The organism is Microbacterium sp. HMWF026 (assembly GCF_003061325.1).
Classification (GTDB): Bacteria; Actinomycetota; Actinomycetes; order Actinomycetales; family Microbacteriaceae; genus Microbacterium; species Microbacterium testaceum_E.
The window spans coordinates 1-16,623 of record NZ_QAJB01000220.1 but is presented as its reverse complement, the minus strand read 5'-3'; the positions used below and the strand labels follow the sequence as shown (position 1 = coordinate 16,623).

Genomic DNA, 16,623 nt, shown 5'->3' with positions numbered 1-16,623 from the left:
GGGCAGGCTCGGGTCGGACCATGCGTCCTAGGCTAGTGACAGCGGCCGTCGACGTCGGGAGGACCAGGTGCGGGTGTACCTCGATCACGCGGCGACCACGCCGTTGCGTCCCGAGGCGCGCGACGCGTGGCTCGCGGCGCACGAGGTGCTCGGCAACCCCTCCTCGATCCACGGGGCCGGCCAGGACGCCCGTCGTCTTCTCGAAGACGCCCGCGAGCAGGTCGCCTCGGCGCTGGGGTGCCAGCCCATCGAGGTCGTCTTCACCTCGGGAGGCACCGAGGCCGCCAACCTCGCCCTCAAGGGCCTGTGGTGGTCGCGCAGCGACGGCACGGACGCGATCGTGCTGCCCGACGGCGAGCATCACGCGACGCTCGACGTGGTCGAGTGGCTCGCCTCGGCCGAGGGTGCGCGGGTGCGCGCGGTGCCGCTCGATCCGTTGGGCCGTATCGTGCCCGAGGTGTTCGCCGGCGCCCTCGCCGGAGCCGCCGCGGCCACGGCCCTCGTCGCCAACAACGAGGTCGGGACGCTCCAGGATGCCGCGGCCCTGGCGTCGGCGGCATCCGAGGCCCGTGTTCCCCTGCATCTGGACGCGGTGTCGGCCCTGGGCCAGGTGCCCGTGGATTTCGCCGGGTGGCGCGGGACGGGCACGACGGGCGACGGTCTCGTCGCGCTGTCGGTATCGGCGCACAAGGTCGGCGGACCCGTCGGGGTGGGAGCCGCAGTGGTGTCCCGTCACGCCCGGGTGACCCCGCTCGTGCACGGCGGGGGTCAGCAGCGGGGGCTCCGCGCCGGTACGCAGGACGTCGCCGGAGCGGTGGCGTTCGCCGCCGCCGTCCGCGCCGCCGAGGCGCAGCGCGAGGCCGAGACCGCGCGGATCGCGGGCCTGCGCGATCGGCTGGTGGCCGGCATCCGTTCGTCGATCCCCGACGCCGAGCTGCTCGGCGATCCGCGCGAGCGCTTGCCCGGCAACGCGCACGTGCTGTTCCCGGATGCCGCCGGCGAGACGCTGCTGTTCCTGCTCGACATGGACGGGATCGCGGTGTCGACCGGGTCGGCGTGTCAGGCGGGCGTCGCCGAGCCGTCGCACGTCGTGCGCGCCCTGGGACGCGACGATCGGGCCGCCCGCTCGGTGCTGCGTTTCACCCTCGGATACACCTCGACGGACGACGACGTCGACGCCGTGCTCGCGCGACTCGCCCCCGCGTACGCGCGAGCCGTGGCATCCGGCGCCCGTTCAGCGGGCCCTTCGTAGACTGGGACGATGCGAGTTCTGGCGGCGATGAGCGGTGGCGTCGATTCCGCGGTGGCGGCGGCGCGGGCGGTCGACGCCGGCCATGACGTGGTCGGCGTGCACCTCGCGCTCTCGCGGGCGGGCGGGACGCTGCGCGCGGGCAGCCGCGGCTGCTGCACGATCGAGGACGCGATGGACGCGCGGCGCGCGGCCGACCGTCTCGGCATCCCGTTCTACGTGTGGGATTTCTCGGAGCGCTTCCGCGACGACGTGATCGACGACTTCGTCGCCGAGTACCGGGCGGGACGCACCCCCAATCCCTGCATGCGCTGCAACGAGAAGATCAAGTTCGCGGCCCTGCTCGAGCGCGCCCTCGAACTGGGCTTCGACGCCGTGTGCACGGGGCACTACGCCACGCTCCTCGACACGCCCGAGGGGCGCGAGCTGCATCGCGCGTCCGATAACGCCAAGGACCAGTCCTACGTGCTGGGCGTGCTGACGGCCGCGCAGCTGGCGCACACCTACTTCCCGCTCGGCTCGACCCCGTCCAAGGCGCTCGTGCGTGCCGAGGCCGAGGAGCGCGGGCTCACCGTCGCGCAGAAGCCTGACAGCCACGACATCTGCTTCATCCCCGACGGCGACACGCGCGGCTGGCTCGCCGACAAGGTGGGCGCGGAGCGCGGCGAGATCCTCGATCGCACGGGAGCGGTCGTCGGTTCGCACGAGGGCGCCCACGCCTTCACCGTGGGTCAGCGACGCGGGCTGCAGCTAGGCGTCCCCGCCGCCGACGGCAAGCCCCGCTTCGTGCTCGAGGTGCGACCCGTGTCGAACACCGTCGTGGTCGGACCGAAAGAGGCCCTGGCCTGCGCCGAGATCGCGGGGGAGCGCTTCAGCTGGGCCGGCCGCGCCCCGAGTGACGAGCGGTTCGCGTGCCACGCGCAGATCCGCGCGCACGCCGAGCCCGTACCGGCCGTGGCCGAGCTCATCGACGGGGTGTTGACGGTGCGTCCCGAGACGCCATTCGACGGGGTCGCCCCGGGGCAGACCGCGGTGCTCTACGACGGCACGCGCGTGCTGGGTCAGTTCACGATCGACCGCACGGTGTCGGCGGTGCCCGTCGAGGCGTGATCCGCGCGTACCGCGCCGCCGCAAGGCCCGCGGGCGATGTCGGAGGCCCTGCCTAAGCTGGGACGGTGACCGAGCACGACCAGCTTCCCGATCTGACCCTCGACCAGGCGCGCGCCGAGGCGGCCGACCTGACGCAGCGCATCGTCGACGCGCGCGAGGCGTATTACGGGCGGGATGCCGAGCTGGTCGACGACGCCACCTACGACGGGTGGATGCACCGGCTCGAGGCGATCGAGCGGTTGTTCCCCGAGCTGCAGGGGCAGGACAGCCCGACGCTCTCGGTGGGCGCGGCCGAGGCGACCGACCTCGCCACGATCGAGCACGCCGAGCGCATGCTGAGCCTCGACAACGTCTTCTCACCCGACGAACTGCGCGACTGGGCCGTCAAGACCGAGGCCGCGGCGGGGCGCGCCGTGCACTGGCTCAGCGAGCTCAAGATCGACGGGCTCGCGATCAGTCTGCGCTACGAGAACGGCGTGCTGACCTCGGCGGCCACCCGCGGTGACGGGCGGGTCGGCGAGATCGTCACCGAGAACGCCCTGCGTCTCGCGGGGGTCCCGCGCGAGCTGCGGGGCGAGGGGCATCCCGCCCTCGTCGAGGTGCGCGGCGAGGTCTTCATCCCCGTGGCCGCGTTCGAGGATCTGAACCGCCTGCAGGGCGAACTGCGTGACCGCGCGGTCGCCGAGGCTCGTGAGCGCGCCGCGGCGCGTCGCGGCGGCCGGTCCTTCGACCTCGACAAGGCCGAGCAGGCGGCCGCCCGGCGTTTCCCCGCCTTCGCCAACCCCCGCAACGCCGCGAGCGGTGGTCTGCGCCAGCAGATCGAGAAGAAGAGCGGACTCGAGCTCGAAGCCGGGCTCGCCCGCATCGACTCCCTCGCGCTCTACGTGCACGGCATCGGCGCCTGGCCCGACCCTCCGGTGGCGGCGCAGAGCGAGGTCTACGACCTGCTCGCCGGGTGGGGTCTGCCCACCTCGCCCTACAGCCGGGTCGAGTCGGGCATCGACGGGGTGCTGTCGTTCGTCGCGTATCACGGCGAGCACCGCCACGACGTCGAGCACGAGATCGACGGCGTCGTGGTCAAGGTCGACGAACTGGCCCTGCACGACGAGCTCGGTGCGACCAGCCGTGCCCCGCGCTGGGCGATCGCGTACAAGTACCCGCCCGAGCAGGTCAACACGAAGCTGCTCGACATCGTCGTCTCGGTCGGCCGCACCGGGCGAGCGACGCCGTTCGCCGTGATGGAGCCGGCCAGGGTCGCCGGCAGCGTCGTGCGCCAGGCGACCCTGCACAATCAGGACGTCGTCAAGGTCAAGGGCGTCCTCATCGGCGACACCGTCGTCCTGCGCAAGGCCGGCGACGTCATCCCCGAGGTGCTGGGCCCGGTGGTCGAGTTGCGCGACGGCACCGAGCGCGCGTTCGTCATGCCGGCGGACTGCCCCGAGTGCGGCACCCCGCTGCGGCCGGCGAAAGAGGGCGACATCGACCTGCGATGCCCCAACGCCCGCTCGTGCCCCGCGCAGGTGCGCGGCCGCGTCGAGCACATCGGCTCGCGCGGCGCTCTCGACATCGAGGCCCTGGGCGAGGTGACGGCCGCCGCCCTCACCCAGCCCGAGGTGCCCGAGCGTCCGCCGCTCGACACCGAGGCCGGCCTGTTCGACCTGACGCTCGACGAGCTCGTGCCGATCGAGGTCGTGGTGCGCGATTCCGAGACCGGTGAGCGGAAGGTCGATCCCGACACCGGAGAACCGGTCCGCCGGGCGCCGTTCCAGAAGCTGGGCCCCGCGACGTACCCGCCGGGCAGCGACGACCTCGATCCCGCGGAGCGGCGGCGGCGCGGCATCCGCAAGGACTATCGCGAGGTGCGTCCGTCCGAGCAGGCGACCAAGCTCGTCGCCGAGCTCGAGAAGGCGAAGACGAAAGACCTCTGGCGTCTGCTCGTGTCGCTCAACATCCGTCACGTCGGACCGGTGGCCGCACGGGCCCTCGCCCAGTGGTTCGGATCGCTGGATGCCATCCGCGCCGCCTCGCGCGAAGAACTGGCCGCCGTCGAGGGGGTGGGCGGGATCATCGCCGATGCGGTCATCGACTGGTTCGGCGTCGACTGGCACGTCGAGATCGTCGAACGCTGGACCGCCGCGGGCGTGCGCTTCGCCATCCCCGGGCATCCGGGGCCGGGGGCGGCCGCCGCGGCCGGGGGAGTGCTCGCCGGCCTGACGGTCGTCGCGACGGGCTCGCTCGAGGGGTACACCCGCGAGGGCGCCCAAGAGGCGATCATCGCCGCCGGGGGCAAGGCCGCCTCGAGCGTGTCGAAGAAGACCGACTTCGTCGCGGCGGGTCCGGGTGCCGGTTCCAAGCTCGCCAAGGCCGAAGACTTGGGGCTGCGGATCCTGGACGCGGCGCAGTTCCGCGTGCTGGTCGAGCAGGGGCCCGCAGCGCTGGACGCCGCGACCGGCGACACCGGGACCGAGACCGCGCCCGCGGAGTAGAGCGGCCCGCCCGCGCGTCAGTCGGCGAGGATCCGCTCGCGCACCTGCCGACGCAGCACCTTGCCGATGAGCGAACGCGGCAGGTCGTCGACGACCACGAGGCGCTTGGGCACCTTGTAGGGCGTCAGAATGCTCCGCGCGAACGCACGCACGGCCTCGGCGTCGAACTCGCCGGGCGTCGCGGGCACGACGGCCGCCACCACCGCCTCACCGGCGTGGGCGTCCGGCACCCCCACCACCGCGACATCGGCGACCGAGGGGTGCTGACGAAGGACGTTCTCGACCTCCGTCGGCGCGACGTTGAACCCGCCCGTGATGATGAGTTCTTTGATGCGATCGACGATGCGCACGAAGCCGTCCTCGTCGATCGTGACGATGTCGCCGGTGCGGAACCACCCGTCGACGAAAACCGCCTCGGTCTCGTCCGGCTTGCCGTAATAGCCCGAGAACACCTGCGGTCCACGCACGAGCAGTTCACCGCGTTCGACGTCGGTGCGGGGGTCGTCGGGATCGACGACGCGGCATTCCGTACCCGGCAGGGGCAGCCCCACCGTGCCGGCGACGCGGTTGTCGGCGACGGGGTTGGCCATGAGCACGGGGGAGCACTCGCTCAGTCCGTACCCCTCGACGAGATAGCCGCCCGTCGCGCGCTCGAACGGCACCACCAGGTCGTGCGGGAGCGCCATGGCCCCCGAGATGGCGATGTCCGTCCCCGCGAGCGACACCCCCTTGTCGTTCGCGGCCTTGAGCAGCCGCTCGGCGATCGGCGGGACGAGCGGGAGGAAGGTCGCGGGATGCCGCTTCGTCACCGCGAGCACCAGGTCGGGGTCGAACTTGGGGAACAGCACCAGCCGCGCGCCCATCGACATCGCGAACGTCAGGCACAGCGTCAGCCCGTAGGCGTGGAACATCGGCAGCACCGCGTAGACGACGCAGCCCTCGCCGCGGACGATCTGAGGCGTCCACGCCTGCGCTTGAGCGGCGTTCGCGAGCAGGTTGGCGTGCGTGAGCATCGCGCCCTTGGGGGTTCCCGTCGTGCCGCTGGTGTACTGGATGATCGCCAGGTCGCCCGAGGCCGGCCGCGGATGCGTCTCGGGCAGCGGGTCGTGCCGCACCAGGTCGTCCCAGGCAACGGCATCCCGTGTCTTGGCGTACAGCGCGGCGCGGGATTCGCGCGCCTTGACCACCGGCAGGCGAAGCGCCAGGCGCGTCGTCCACGGCATGGCCCGCGTGACGTCGACCGAGACGAGCGTGTCGACCCGCAGGTCGGCGGGGAACTCCTGCACGGTGGCCACCACCTTGCTCCACACGATCGCGTGCTTCGCGCCGTGGTCCTCGAACTGCTTGCGCAGCTCACGCGGGGTGTAGAGCGGGTTGTGCTCGACGACCACCGCGCCCAGGCGCAGCACGGCGTAGAACGCGACGATGTGCTGGGGGCAGTTGGGCAGCACGATCGCCACGGGGTCGCCCGCGCGCACGCCGTGCGCGGCGAGGGCCGCGGCGACGCGGGCGATGTCGGCCGAGAGCTGCGCGTACGTGGTCTCGCGGCCGAAGAACTGCAGGGCCGGGGCGTCGGGGTAGTCGCGGGTCGAGGCGTCGACGATGTCGACGAGCGAGCCGCTCACGGGCGCCAGGTCTTCGGGCACCCCCGCGGCATAGCTCGAGGTCCAGGGGCGCGGCGGTTCGAAGCTCGTCACCCCGCCAGCCTAGGCCGAGCCGCGCCCGGGCCGCCGCCCCCTCCACAGGCGGCGACGGTGCCGAAGGAGGGTGAGGGGGCGGTCGCGGCGGGCGCGGCGAACTAGGATTGGCGGGTGTCTGAAATCACTCCCGATCTCGTGCGCCATCTCGGTGTGCTCGCCCGGATCCAGTTGAGCGACGAGGAGGTCCAGAGCCTCACCGGTCAGCTGGATGCCATCGTCGACAACATCGCGAAGGTCTCCGAGGTGGCAACGCCCGACGTCGTCGCCACGAGCCACCCGATCCCCCTGAAGAACGTCTTCCGCCCTGACGTGGTCGGGCAGACGCTCACGCGCGAGCAGGCCCTGTCGAACGCGCCGGATCAGGCCGACGGCCGTTTCCGCGTGACCGCGATCCTCGGAGAAGAGCAGTGAGCCGCATGAGTCCCTTCACCCCCGCCGCCGTCGCGAAGGAGGAGGGCCGATGACCGATCTCACCCGCCTGACCGCCGCCGAGCTGGCATCCGCGCTCTCCCGCAACGAGGTGTCGAGCGTCGAGGCGACGCAGGCCCACCTCGACCGCATCGCCGCCGTGGACGGCGGGGTGCACGCCTTCCTCCACGTCAGCGACCACGCCCTCGACGCCGCCGCCGACATCGACCGCCGCCGCGCCGCGGGCGAGCAGCTGCACGAGCTGGCCGGTGTGCCGCTCGCGGTCAAGGACGTCCTGGTCACCACCGACATGCCGTCCACCAGCGGATCAAAGATCCTCGAGGGCTACATGTCGCCCTACGATGCCACGGTCGTCGCTCGATCCCGCGCCGCGGGTCTGATCCCGCTCGGCAAGACCAACATGGACGAGTTCGCGATGGGCTCGTCCACCGAGTTCTCGGCGTACGGGCCCACCCGCAACCCGTGGGACCTCGACCGCATCCCCGGCGGATCGGGTGGCGGTTCGGCCGCGGCCGTCGCCGCGTTCGAGGCGCCGCTGGCCCTCGGTTCCGACACGGGCGGGTCGATCCGTCAGCCGGCGCACGTCACCGGCACGGTCGGCGTCAAGCCCACCTACGGCGGCGTCAGCCGTTACGGCGCGATCGCCCTGGCATCCAGCCTCGACCAGGTCGGTCCCGTGACGCGCACCGTGCTCGACGCGGGCCTGCTGCACGACGTCATCGGCGGTCACGACGCGAACGATTCGACCTCGCTGTCGGACGCGTGGCCGTCCTTCGCCGCGGCCGCCCGCGAGGGCGCGACCGGCGAGGTGCTCAAGGGTCTGAAGGTCGGCGTCATCCGCGAGCTCGACGACCGCGGCTTCCAGAAGGGCGTGTCGGACTCGTTCCGCGCGTCGCTCGCGGCCATGCAGGCGCAGGGCGCCGAGATCGTCGAGATCAGCGCCCCGCACTTCGAGTACGGCGTCGCCGCCTACTACCTGATCCTCCCCGCCGAGGCCTCGAGCAACCTGGCTAAGTTCGACTCCGTGCGCTTCGGCCTGCGGGTGAACCCGCAGGGTGCCGCCACGGTCGAGAACGTCATGGCGGCCACCCGCGACGCCGGCTTCGGTCCCGAGGTCAAGCGCCGCATCATCCTGGGCACCTACGCCCTGTCGGCGGGCTACTACGACGCCTACTACGGCAGCGCCCAGAAGGTGCGCACGCTCATCCAGCAGGACTTCGACGCGGCGTTCGCCGAGGTCGACGTCATCGCGACCCCGTCGGCGCCGACCACGGCCTTCCGCCTGGGCGAGAAGATCGACGACCCGCTGCAGATGTACCTCAACGACGTCACGACGATCCCCGCGAACCTCGCGGGCGTCCCGGGCATCTCGGTGCCCAGCGGCCTCGCCGCCGAGGACGGCCTGCCCGTCGGCATCCAGTTCCTCGCCCCCGCCCGCGAGGACGCGCGCCTGTACCGCGTCGGCGCGGCGCTCGAAGCCCTGCTGGTCGACCAGTGGGGCGCACCGCTCCTCGACAAGGCCCCCTCTCTCACGAACGGAGCGTCGCTCTGATGGCGAAAGACGCCCTGATGGACTTCGACGCGGCGCTCGAGATGTTCGAGCCCGTCCTCGGCTTCGAGGTGCACGTCGAGCTGAATACCGCGACCAAGATGTTCTCGGCCGCGCCGAACCCCGCGAACGACGCGCACCACGGCGCCGAGCCCAACACGCTGGTCGCCCCGGTCGACATGGGACTGCCCGGCGCGCTGCCCGTGGTCAACGCCGAGGCGATCCGTTCGTCGATCAGCCTGGGCCTGGCCCTCGGCTGCTCGATCGCGCCGTCCAGCCGGTTCGCGCGGAAGAACTACTTCTACCCCGACCTCGGCAAGAACTACCAGATCTCGCAGTACGACGAGCCGATCGCCTTCGAGGGATCCGTCGAGGTCGAGCTCGAGGACGGCACCGTCGTCACCGTTCCGATCGAGCGGGCGCACATGGAAGAAGATGCCGGAAAGCTCACCCACATGGGTGGCGCCACGGGTCGCATCCAGGGCGCCGAGTACTCGCTCGTCGACTACAACCGCGCGGGCGTCCCCCTCGTCGAGATCGTCACGAAGCCGATCTTCGGCGCCGAGCACTCCGCTCCCGCCCTGGCGAAGGCGTACGTGGCGACCATCCGCGACATCGTGCGCGGTCTCGGCATCTCCGAGGCGCGCCTGGAGCGCGGCAACCTGCGGTGCGATGCCAACGTGTCGCTGCGACCCCGCGGTCAAGAGAAGCTGGGCACGCGCACCGAGACCAAGAACGTGAACTCGATGCGCTCGGTCGAGCGCGCCGTCCGGTACGAGATCCAGCGACAGGCCGCGATCCTCGCCAAGGGCGGGACGATCACGCAAGAGACGCGTCACTGGCATGAGGACACGGGTCGCACGTCGCCCGGTCGTCCCAAGTCGGATGCCGACGACTACCGGTACTTCCCCGAGCCCGACCTGCTGCCGGTCGTGCCCGCGCCCGAACTGATCGAAGAGCTGCGCGCGGCCCTGCCCGAGCCGCCCGCCGCCCGTCGTCGCCGCCTCAAGGGCGAGTGGGGTTTCACCGACCTGGAGTTCCAGGACGTCGCCAACGGCGGCCTGCTCGATGCTGTGGCCGACACGATCGCCGCGGGTGCCGCCCCGGCCGCCGCGCGCAAGTGGTGGACGGGTGAGATCACCCGCGTGGCCAACGCGCAGGAGCGCGATGCCGCCGATCTCGTGTCGCCCGAGAACGTCGCCGCACTGCAGAAGCTGGTGGATGCCGGCACCCTGACCGACAAGCTCGCCCGGCAGGTGCTCGAAGGCGTCATCGCCGGCGAGGGCACGCCGCAAGAGGTCGTCGATGCTCGCGGGCTCGCCGTCGTCTCGGACGACGGGGCGCTCATCGCGGCGATCGACGACGCTCTGGCCGCTCAGCCCGACGTGCTCGCCAAGATCCGCGACGGCAAGGTCCAGGCCGCCGGTGCGGTCATCGGCGCGGTCATGAAGGCGATGAAGGGTCAGGCGGACGCCGCGCGCGTGCGCGAGCTCGTGCTGGAGCGCGCCGCCGCTCAGTGAGACACCGGATGCCACGGCACCCGCCCGATTCGAGGGTGGGGCCGTGGCATCCGTGCGTCTGCGGAGGTGCTGCCGGGTCGCGCGCAGCGGAACGGCGAGCCTCGCCCGGGGTCGGTGGTGGGCACGAACGCCGACGGATCCGCGGAGGTCGTGCGCATCGCGAAGGTTGTGCGCGGGGCGGGCGCACGGGCGGACCCGATGTCGGAGGTCCGGGAGAGAATGGATGCCATGGGACGCGGTGACGGTACGGGGCGCCTCGTCTCGCGCCCCGACGCCGACGACACGGGCACCGGCATCCTGCACGTCGACATGGACGCGTTCTTCGCCTCGGTCGCCGTGCTCGACGACCCCTCGCTCGCGGGCAAGCCGCTGATCATCGGCGGGTCCGAGGGGCGCGGCGTCGTCTCGAGCGCGTCCTACGAGGCGCGTCGCTACGGGGTGAAGTCCGCGATGCCCGTGTCGATCGCCCTGCGGCTGTGCCCGACGGCGATCGTGGTCAACCCGCCCTATCACCGCTACACAGAGATGTCGCGGCAGGTGATGGCGATCTTCCACGACGTCACGCCGCTGGTGGAGCCGCTGTCGATCGACGAGGCGTTCCTCGACGTCCGGGGCGCGCGGCGACTGTGGGGCAGCCCCGGCACGATCGCGCGCGACCTCCGCGCGCGCGTCAAGGCCGAGACGGGGCTCACCTGCAGCATCGGCGTGGCCGCCACGAAGCACGTGGCCAAGATGGCCTCGACGATCTCCAAGCCCGACGGGCTGCTCGTGGTCGCGGCGGCCGACACCGAGGCCTTCCTGCGGCCCCGCTCCGTGCGGGCGCTGTGGGGGGTGGGTCCCAAAGCCGCCGAGGCGCTGGAGTCCCGTGGCATCCGGCTCATCTCCGACATCCTCGACACCCCGCGCCACGCCCTCGATCAGGTGCTCGGCGCCGCGATGGGGGAGCGGATCTGGCATCTCTCGCGCGGGATCGACGCGCGCGAGGTGCACACCGGCCGCAGCGAGAAGAGCGTCGGCCACGAAGAGACCTTCCACACCGACATCTCGGACACGCGGACGCTGCACGTCGAGCTCCGCCGCCTCGCCGACCGCGTCGGCGCACGTCTGCGCACGCAGCAGTACGAGGCGTCGACGATCTCGATCAAGGTGCGCTTCTCGGACTTCACGACGCTCAGCCGTTCGCGCACGCTCCCGGAACCCACGTCGGTGGGCCAGCGGATCGGCGATGCGGCGATCGAACTGTTCGACGGCATCGACCGGCGCCAGGCGGTCCGCCTGGTCGGGGTGCGGGGCGAGAAGCTCAAGCCCGCGGCCATGGCGGCGACGCTGTGGGACGACGACGCCGAGTGGCGTCGCGTCGAGGGCGCCCTGGACGGGGCGGCGGCCCGGTTCGGGCGCGGCGCGGTGACGCGCGGCTCGCTGCTCGGGCCCGCGCGCGGCGGCGGAGCCCTGCCGACCAATCCCCGCCCGTCGTACGAGCACTGACACGACCCGCCGCCGGGCGCAACGCCCCTGGGCCGGTCGCGGACGGACCGCTACGCTCGGTCCATGCCCAACATCGCACTGGAACTCGGTAAGCAGGCCACGAGCTTCGGAGTCACCTCCGCCTACGGGGAGCAGCAGGACGTCGACGGCGTGCGCATCGTCCCCGTCGCGCTGACCTGGGCCGGTTACGGCGGCGGCTCCGACGAGCAGGGCAACGGCGGCGGCGGGGGCGGCGGCTACACGCTGCCGCTCGGCGCCTACATCCGTCGCGGAGACGACCTGCGCTTCGACCCGAACCTCGTGGCGCTCCTCGCGGTCGGGATCCCCTTCGTGTGGGTGGCCGGTCGCGCCCTCAGCCGTGTCATCCGCGCCCTCAAGAAGTAGCGCGGACCCGGTCGACGACGCCCTCTCCGCCGCGATCGCGACGGTGATGGCGCGCATCGTCGCGGTGGGGGCCGCCAACCCGGCGGTCGTCATCGACGGGCGCAGTGGCGCGGGCAAGAGCTCGCTGGCGCGACGGCTCGTCGCGTCATGGCCGGGCCGTGGTCGCGTGCAGCTCGTCGCCCTCGACGACCTCTATCCCGGGTGGGACGGGCTCGCCGCCGGCGCCGAGTACGCGCAGGAGACGATCCTGCGACCGCACGCGCGGGGGATCATGGGGGTGTGGCAGCGCTGGGACTGGCTCGCCGACGCCCGCGCCGAAGCCCACGCGGTCGATCCCTCGCTGCCCCTGATCGTCGAGGGGGCGGGTCTGCTCACGCCCGAGGTGGCGCGGCTCGCCGACGTGTCCGTCTGGGTCGACGCCCCGACGCCCTCGCGCCGCATGCGCGCCCTCGACCGCGACGGCGAGACCTATCGCCCGCACTGGGACCGCTGGGCTCGCCAAGAGGACGCTCACATCGCGCAGCACGACCCGGCATCCCTCGCCCAGGTCCTCGTCCGCGTCCCCTGAGCGCGGTCGACGCGGTCGTCAGGTGCGGTCCAGCGCCGTCATCAGACCGTCGAGGCGGTAGCCGATCCAGTCGTAGACGCCGAAGCGCGGGTCCTCGGGCTGATGGTCGTCCTCGGTGCGGATGCCGAGACGCTCCGCGAGCACGAGACGCACCGCCGCGAGCGTGCGCATCCACGCGAGCGCCTCGGTCTCGCCCAGGGCGACGGCGATGGTCGCGTCGGGATCGCTCTGCGGATCGAGGTCGCCGCCGTCGCCCCCCAGCGTGCGCAGGACGGTGGCGGCATCCTCCGCCCGCCGTCCGAGCAGGTCGCCGCCGGTGAGGCGCCGGAACTCGCGGCTGGCGGCCGCGTCGTGGGGGTACGCGTCGGGCAGCAGGCGCTCGACGGCGGGGTCGCTGTCGGCGCGTGAGTCGGCGAGCAGATCGCGGAACTGCCCCACGATGCCCGCGAGGTGGAGCGCCTCGAGACCGCTGATCTCTAGGACGACGATGCGTTCGCTCACGCGGGATCCTTTCGGACGGTGGCCCACAGGCCGTAGTCGTGCATGGCCTGCGTGTGCGCTTCCATGACCTCGCGGGGACCACGGGCGACGACGGCGTGACCGTCGTGGTGCACGGCGAGCATGAGCCGGTGCGCCGTCGCCGCGTCGAATCCGAAGTACGTGCGGAAGACATGGCTCACGTAGCTCATGAGGTTCACGGGGTCGTTCCACACGACCGTCTGCCACGACGAGGGCGGCGACGACTCCACCCGACCCTCGAGATCGAGATCGAGGTCGGGAGCGGCGGTGCCCGCCATCAGGCCCATCCCAGTTCGTGCAGACGCTCGTCGTCGATGCCGTAGAAGTGGGCGATCTCGTGAACGAGCGTGGTGTGGATCTCGTCGCGCAGTTCGTCCTCGTCGGCGCACACGGCGAGGTGCGGCTCACGGTAGAGGATGATGCGGTCCGGCAGCTCGCCGACTCCGTAGCGTTCCCGCTCGGTCAGCGCCCAGCCGTCGTAGAGGCCGAGCAGATCGAGGGAGCCGTCCTCGGGGCGGTCCTCGACGACGAACACGACGTTGTCGAGTCCCTCGACCATGTCGTCGGGCAGGCGATCGAGTTCGTCGACGACGAGGCGTTCGAACGCGATCGCATCCATCTCGAGGGCCGGTCGCTCGTCGACGTCGTCGTGCACGCGGGCCTCCCGGGGTTCGACCGGTGATGCGCCGCGGTGTCGGGCCGCGGCATCCGGAGTCGATTCTACGGCGCGCGGGGGCGGCCGTCTCGAACGACGAAGGCCCGGAAGCGATGATCTTCCGGGCCTTCGTCGATGTTGGGGTGGCTAACGGGACTTGAACCCGCGACCCCCGCGACCACAACGCGGTGCTCTACCGACTGAGCTATAGCCACCATGTGTCTTCGGAAGAAGACAACTGAAAGATTATGTCACACGTCGAGCGCGAACGACGACACGGCCGCCTCCGACACCGCTTTCGCCTCGTCGCTGGTCGGCCCGGGCTGCGGCACGAACACCGCGGCGCGGTAGTACGCCAACTCGCGGATCGACTCGCGGATGTCGGCGAGGGCGCGGTGCCCGCCGTTCTTGGCGGGGGCCTGGAAGTACGCCCGCGGGTACCACCGCCGCGAGAGCTCTTTGACGCTCGAGACGTCGACGTTGCGGTAGTGCAGCCAGCGGTCCACGCGCGGCATGTACTTGGCCAGGAACATGCGGTCGGTGCCGATGGTGTTGCCGGCGAGGGGCGCCTTTCCCTCGACCGGCGCGAAGCGCTGGATGTACTCGAGGGTTTGGAACTCGGCATCCGCGAGGCTCACACCGTTCGGGATCTCGTCGAGCAGTCCGGACGAGCGGTGCATGTCGGTGACGAACTCACCCATGTTCGCCAGGGCGGACGCGTCGGGCTTGATGACGATCTGGAACCCCGGGTCGAGCACGTTCAGCTCGAAATCGGTGACGACGACGGCGATCTCGACGAGTTCGTCGACCGCGAGGTCGAGACCGGTCATCTCGCAGTCGATCCAGACGAGCCGGTCGTTCTCGGAGGCGTTTACCATCCCCACAGCTTAGTGATCGCGGGGGAGCGGGGGTCTGGTCCCCCAGACACGATTCGAACGTGTGACCGGCGGATTAGAAGGCCGCTGCTCTATCCACTGAGCTACTGGGGGTCGGGTCCAGGATAGCGACCGGCGGCCCGGGCCCGCACCAGCCCCTGGCGGCGGCCCCGAAGCGGGCGTACCCTCGCGGCGAACGAGAGCAAAGGAGCACTCATGTCGGACACCGCGACACGACGCCTCTGGGTCGCCTACGGCCCCGTGGGCGTCGTCGGAAAGATCCAGAAGGATGCCGAGGGCTATGCCGTCCATATGGCCGGCAAGGACGAACGCCTCGGCGTGTATCCCTCGATGGAGATCGCCAAGAACGCCTTGCACGCGCACCTGAAGCCGGGGAGCGATCGCCCCGAGTTCCGGGAGCACTGAGGACCGCTGTCGGGTGCGGTCCGTCGCGTTCGCACGGGAGCCGCACCCGACGCGTCAGACGCGCGCAGCCGCGCGGGTGCGCGGTGCCGGACGTCGGGTGGCGAGCAGGGGCATCGCGACGTGCACGAGCGGGCCGATGCCGAGCGCGAAGACGACCGTGCCGATGCCCACCGTTCCGCCGAGCAGCCAACCGAGGACGAGGACGCTGCCCTCGACGACCAGCCGGCACGCCCAGATCGGCCAGCCGAAGCGCCCCTGCAGGCCGGTCATCAGCCCGTCGCGCGGGCCGGGTCCGAAGTGCGCACCGATGTAGAGACCGGATGCCACGGCCACCAGCACGACGCCTCCGACGAGCATGAGGGCCTGGGCCCAGAAGACGTCGGGGTGCGGGAGGACGCCCAGGGCGAGCTGCAGGCTCGTACCGACGAGCAGGATGTTGGCGACCGTCCCGATGCCGGGCTTCTGCCGCAGGGGGATCCACAGCAGCAGCACGCCGAGACCGATGATGTTGGTGACCCAGCCGAGGCCGACCCCGGTCACCCGGGCGATTCCCTGGGCGAAAACCGTCCACGGGTCGACACCCAGTCCGGCGGCGACGGTGACGGCGCAGCCGACGCCATAGAGGACGAGACCGATGAGCAGACGGGTGACGCGGGTGACCATGTGAAGATCCAATCACGCGATTGGATCTTGGTGAGGATGCCAATTCCACTATCGTGGACCCATGGATTCGCGGATATCAGCTCGGGCCCTGGCGACGGCTCTCGGCGGGTGGCGGGGGACCGGGCCCGCGTACGAGGCGCTGGCCGACGGCATCCGTCTGCTCTGCCTCGACAACAGGCTGGCCCCGTCCACCGCGCTGCCGGCCGAGCGAGAGCTCGCGGCCGCCCTGTCGCTGAGTCGCACCACCGTGGCCGCGGCCTACCGCAGCTTGCGCGAGACGCGACACATCGAGAGTCTGCGCGGCAGCGGTAGCGTCACCCTGCCGCTGCGCCGGACCGACCCGGGGCGGCACGAGGTCGACGACGCGGCGATCGACCTGCAGCAGGCGAGCCCCGCCGCCTGGCCCGGGCTGCCGGCGGTGATGGCCGAGGTGATGCAGGAGGCTCCGGCGCTCGTCGCGCGCATCGGCTACGACGTGGTGGGCGACGCGGGCCTGCGCGCGGCCATCGCCGCGCACTACGGGGCGCGCGGTCTGCCGACGTCCCCCGACCAGGTGCTGGTGACGACGGGAGCGCAGAGCGCGATCCACCTGATCGCGTCGGTTCTGCTGGGGCGGGCGGATCGCGTCCTGCTCGAGACGCCGACCTATCCGCACGCGGCCGACGCGTTCCGCCGGGTCGGCGCGAGGCTGATCGGCGTACCGGTGGCCTCGGACACCGGGTGGGATCTCGGTCGGGCCGAGCAGACGTTCGCGCGGGCGGCGCCGTCGGTGGCGTACCTGATGCCCGACTTCCACAACCCGACCGGGCGGACGATGACGGCTTCCGAGGTCGAGACCTTCGTCGCGGCGGCACGAGCGGCGGGCACTCTGCTGGTGCTCGACGAGACCACCGCTCAGCTGGACATCGACCGGGTCGGTGGTGCGGCGCCGTTCACCGACGACGAGCGCATCCTGCGCATCGGCTCGCTCGGAAAGACCGTGTGGGGCGGGCTGCGGGTCGGGTG

Annotated in this window: 17 protein-coding genes and 2 tRNA genes; 11 read left to right on the top strand and 8 right to left on the bottom strand. The window is 71.7% G+C overall.

The genetic code is table 11. The features are described 5' to 3' along the window. Window positions 1–67 precede the first annotated feature (67 nt). The 3 genes from DBR36_RS09105 (at window position 68) to ligA (ending at window position 4,845) form a co-directional block, all read left to right on the top strand. Window positions 68–1,252 (top strand): cysteine desulfurase family protein, encoded by a 1,185-nt coding sequence (locus DBR36_RS09105; RefSeq protein ID WP_108318712.1) that lies wholly within the window; start codon window positions 68–70, stop codon window positions 1,250–1,252. A 9-nt stretch (window positions 1,253–1,261) separates the two neighbouring features. Further along, window positions 1,262–2,359, top strand: coding sequence for a tRNA 2-thiouridine(34) synthase MnmA (mnmA, locus tag DBR36_RS09100; RefSeq protein WP_108318710.1), 1,098 nt, complete (start codon window positions 1,262–1,264; stop codon window positions 2,357–2,359). 65 nt (window positions 2,360–2,424) lie between these two features. After that, window positions 2,425–4,845, top strand: a complete 2,421-nt coding sequence (gene ligA, locus DBR36_RS09095; RefSeq protein WP_108318708.1) for an NAD-dependent DNA ligase LigA — start codon at window positions 2,425–2,427, stop codon at window positions 4,843–4,845. Window positions 4,846–4,862: 17 nt separating this feature from the next. On the opposite strand, the gene DBR36_RS09090 is transcribed toward ligA, so the two are convergent. Continuing rightward, entirely contained in the window at window positions 4,863–6,542 is a 1,680-nt protein-coding gene (locus tag DBR36_RS09090) for a long-chain-fatty-acid--CoA ligase (RefSeq protein WP_108318706.1), read from the bottom strand. 114 nt (window positions 6,543–6,656) lie between these two features. Here DBR36_RS09090 and gatC point away from each other — a divergent pair, with 114 nt between their 5' ends. From gatC to DBR36_RS09060, 6 genes are all read left to right on the top strand, one after another. Beyond that, entirely contained in the window at window positions 6,657–6,956 is a 300-nt protein-coding gene (gatC, locus tag DBR36_RS09085; RefSeq protein ID WP_108318704.1) for an Asp-tRNA(Asn)/Glu-tRNA(Gln) amidotransferase subunit GatC, read from the top strand. Between the two features lie 49 nt (window positions 6,957–7,005). Beyond that, the gene (gene gatA / locus DBR36_RS09080) at window positions 7,006–8,526 is read left to right on the top strand and encodes an Asp-tRNA(Asn)/Glu-tRNA(Gln) amidotransferase subunit GatA (protein ID WP_108318702.1); all 1,521 of its coding nucleotides are present in this window, start codon (window positions 7,006–7,008) and stop codon (window positions 8,524–8,526) included. Beyond that, window positions 8,526–10,043 carry an Asp-tRNA(Asn)/Glu-tRNA(Gln) amidotransferase subunit GatB gene (gene gatB, locus DBR36_RS09075; protein WP_108318700.1) on the top strand — a complete coding sequence of 506 codons (1,518 nt, stop codon included), beginning with the start codon at window positions 8,526–8,528 and terminating at the stop codon, window positions 10,041–10,043. The genes gatA and gatB overlap by 1 nt, the downstream gene beginning before the upstream one ends. A 228-nt stretch (window positions 10,044–10,271) precedes the next feature. Beyond that, on the top strand, window positions 10,272–11,528 hold the full coding sequence (locus tag DBR36_RS09070; protein ID WP_108318716.1) for a DNA polymerase IV: 1,257 nt from the start codon (window positions 10,272–10,274) through the stop codon (window positions 11,526–11,528). A gap of 63 nt (window positions 11,529–11,591) precedes the next feature. Continuing rightward, window positions 11,592–11,912, top strand: coding sequence for a hypothetical protein (locus DBR36_RS09065; RefSeq protein ID WP_108318698.1), 321 nt, complete (start codon window positions 11,592–11,594; stop codon window positions 11,910–11,912). Beyond that, window positions 11,887–12,480 (top strand): hypothetical protein, encoded by a 594-nt coding sequence (locus DBR36_RS09060; RefSeq protein ID WP_258222676.1) that lies wholly within the window; start codon window positions 11,887–11,889, stop codon window positions 12,478–12,480. The genes DBR36_RS09065 and DBR36_RS09060 overlap by 26 nt, the downstream gene beginning before the upstream one ends. A gap of 18 nt (window positions 12,481–12,498) precedes the next feature. Here DBR36_RS09060 and DBR36_RS09055 read toward each other — a convergent pair whose 3' ends face one another. The 6 genes from DBR36_RS09055 to DBR36_RS09030 form a co-directional block, all read right to left on the bottom strand. Continuing rightward, window positions 12,499–12,981: a DUF2017 domain-containing protein gene (locus tag DBR36_RS09055; RefSeq protein WP_258222675.1), complete on the bottom strand. Its 483-nt coding sequence runs from the start codon at window positions 12,979–12,981 to the stop codon at window positions 12,499–12,501. Further along, window positions 12,978–13,286, bottom strand: a complete 309-nt coding sequence (clpS, locus tag DBR36_RS09050) for an ATP-dependent Clp protease adapter ClpS (RefSeq protein ID WP_108318692.1) — start codon at window positions 13,284–13,286, stop codon at window positions 12,978–12,980. The genes DBR36_RS09055 and clpS overlap by 4 nt, the downstream gene beginning before the upstream one ends. Next, window positions 13,277–13,618 (bottom strand): metallopeptidase family protein, encoded by a 342-nt coding sequence (locus tag DBR36_RS09045; RefSeq protein ID WP_108318714.1) that lies wholly within the window; start codon window positions 13,616–13,618, stop codon window positions 13,277–13,279. The genes clpS and DBR36_RS09045 overlap by 10 nt, the downstream gene beginning before the upstream one ends. A 175-nt stretch (window positions 13,619–13,793) precedes the next feature. Further along, a tRNA-His gene (locus tag DBR36_RS09040) sits at window positions 13,794–13,869 on the bottom strand. A 36-nt stretch (window positions 13,870–13,905) separates the two neighbouring features. After that, window positions 13,906–14,532: an oligoribonuclease gene (gene orn, locus DBR36_RS09035; RefSeq protein ID WP_108318690.1), complete on the bottom strand. Its 627-nt coding sequence runs from the start codon at window positions 14,530–14,532 to the stop codon at window positions 13,906–13,908. 35 nt (window positions 14,533–14,567) lie between these two features. Continuing rightward, window positions 14,568–14,643: transfer RNA gene (locus DBR36_RS09030), tRNA-Arg, on the bottom strand. A gap of 102 nt (window positions 14,644–14,745) precedes the next feature. On the opposite strand from DBR36_RS09030, the gene DBR36_RS09025 reads away from it, so the two are divergent. After that, window positions 14,746–14,955: a methyltransferase gene (locus DBR36_RS09025; protein ID WP_108318688.1), complete on the top strand. Its 210-nt coding sequence runs from the start codon at window positions 14,746–14,748 to the stop codon at window positions 14,953–14,955. 54 nt (window positions 14,956–15,009) lie between these two features. Here DBR36_RS09025 and DBR36_RS09020 read toward each other — a convergent pair whose 3' ends face one another. Next, entirely contained in the window at window positions 15,010–15,618 is a 609-nt protein-coding gene (locus DBR36_RS09020) for a YitT family protein (RefSeq protein WP_108318686.1), read from the bottom strand. 61 nt (window positions 15,619–15,679) lie between these two features. Between DBR36_RS09020 and DBR36_RS09015 the strand changes: the two genes are divergently transcribed. Beyond that, window positions 15,680–16,623, top strand: a 944-nt coding sequence (locus DBR36_RS09015; RefSeq protein WP_146185297.1) for a PLP-dependent aminotransferase family protein, incomplete at its 3' end; no start/stop codon positions are given.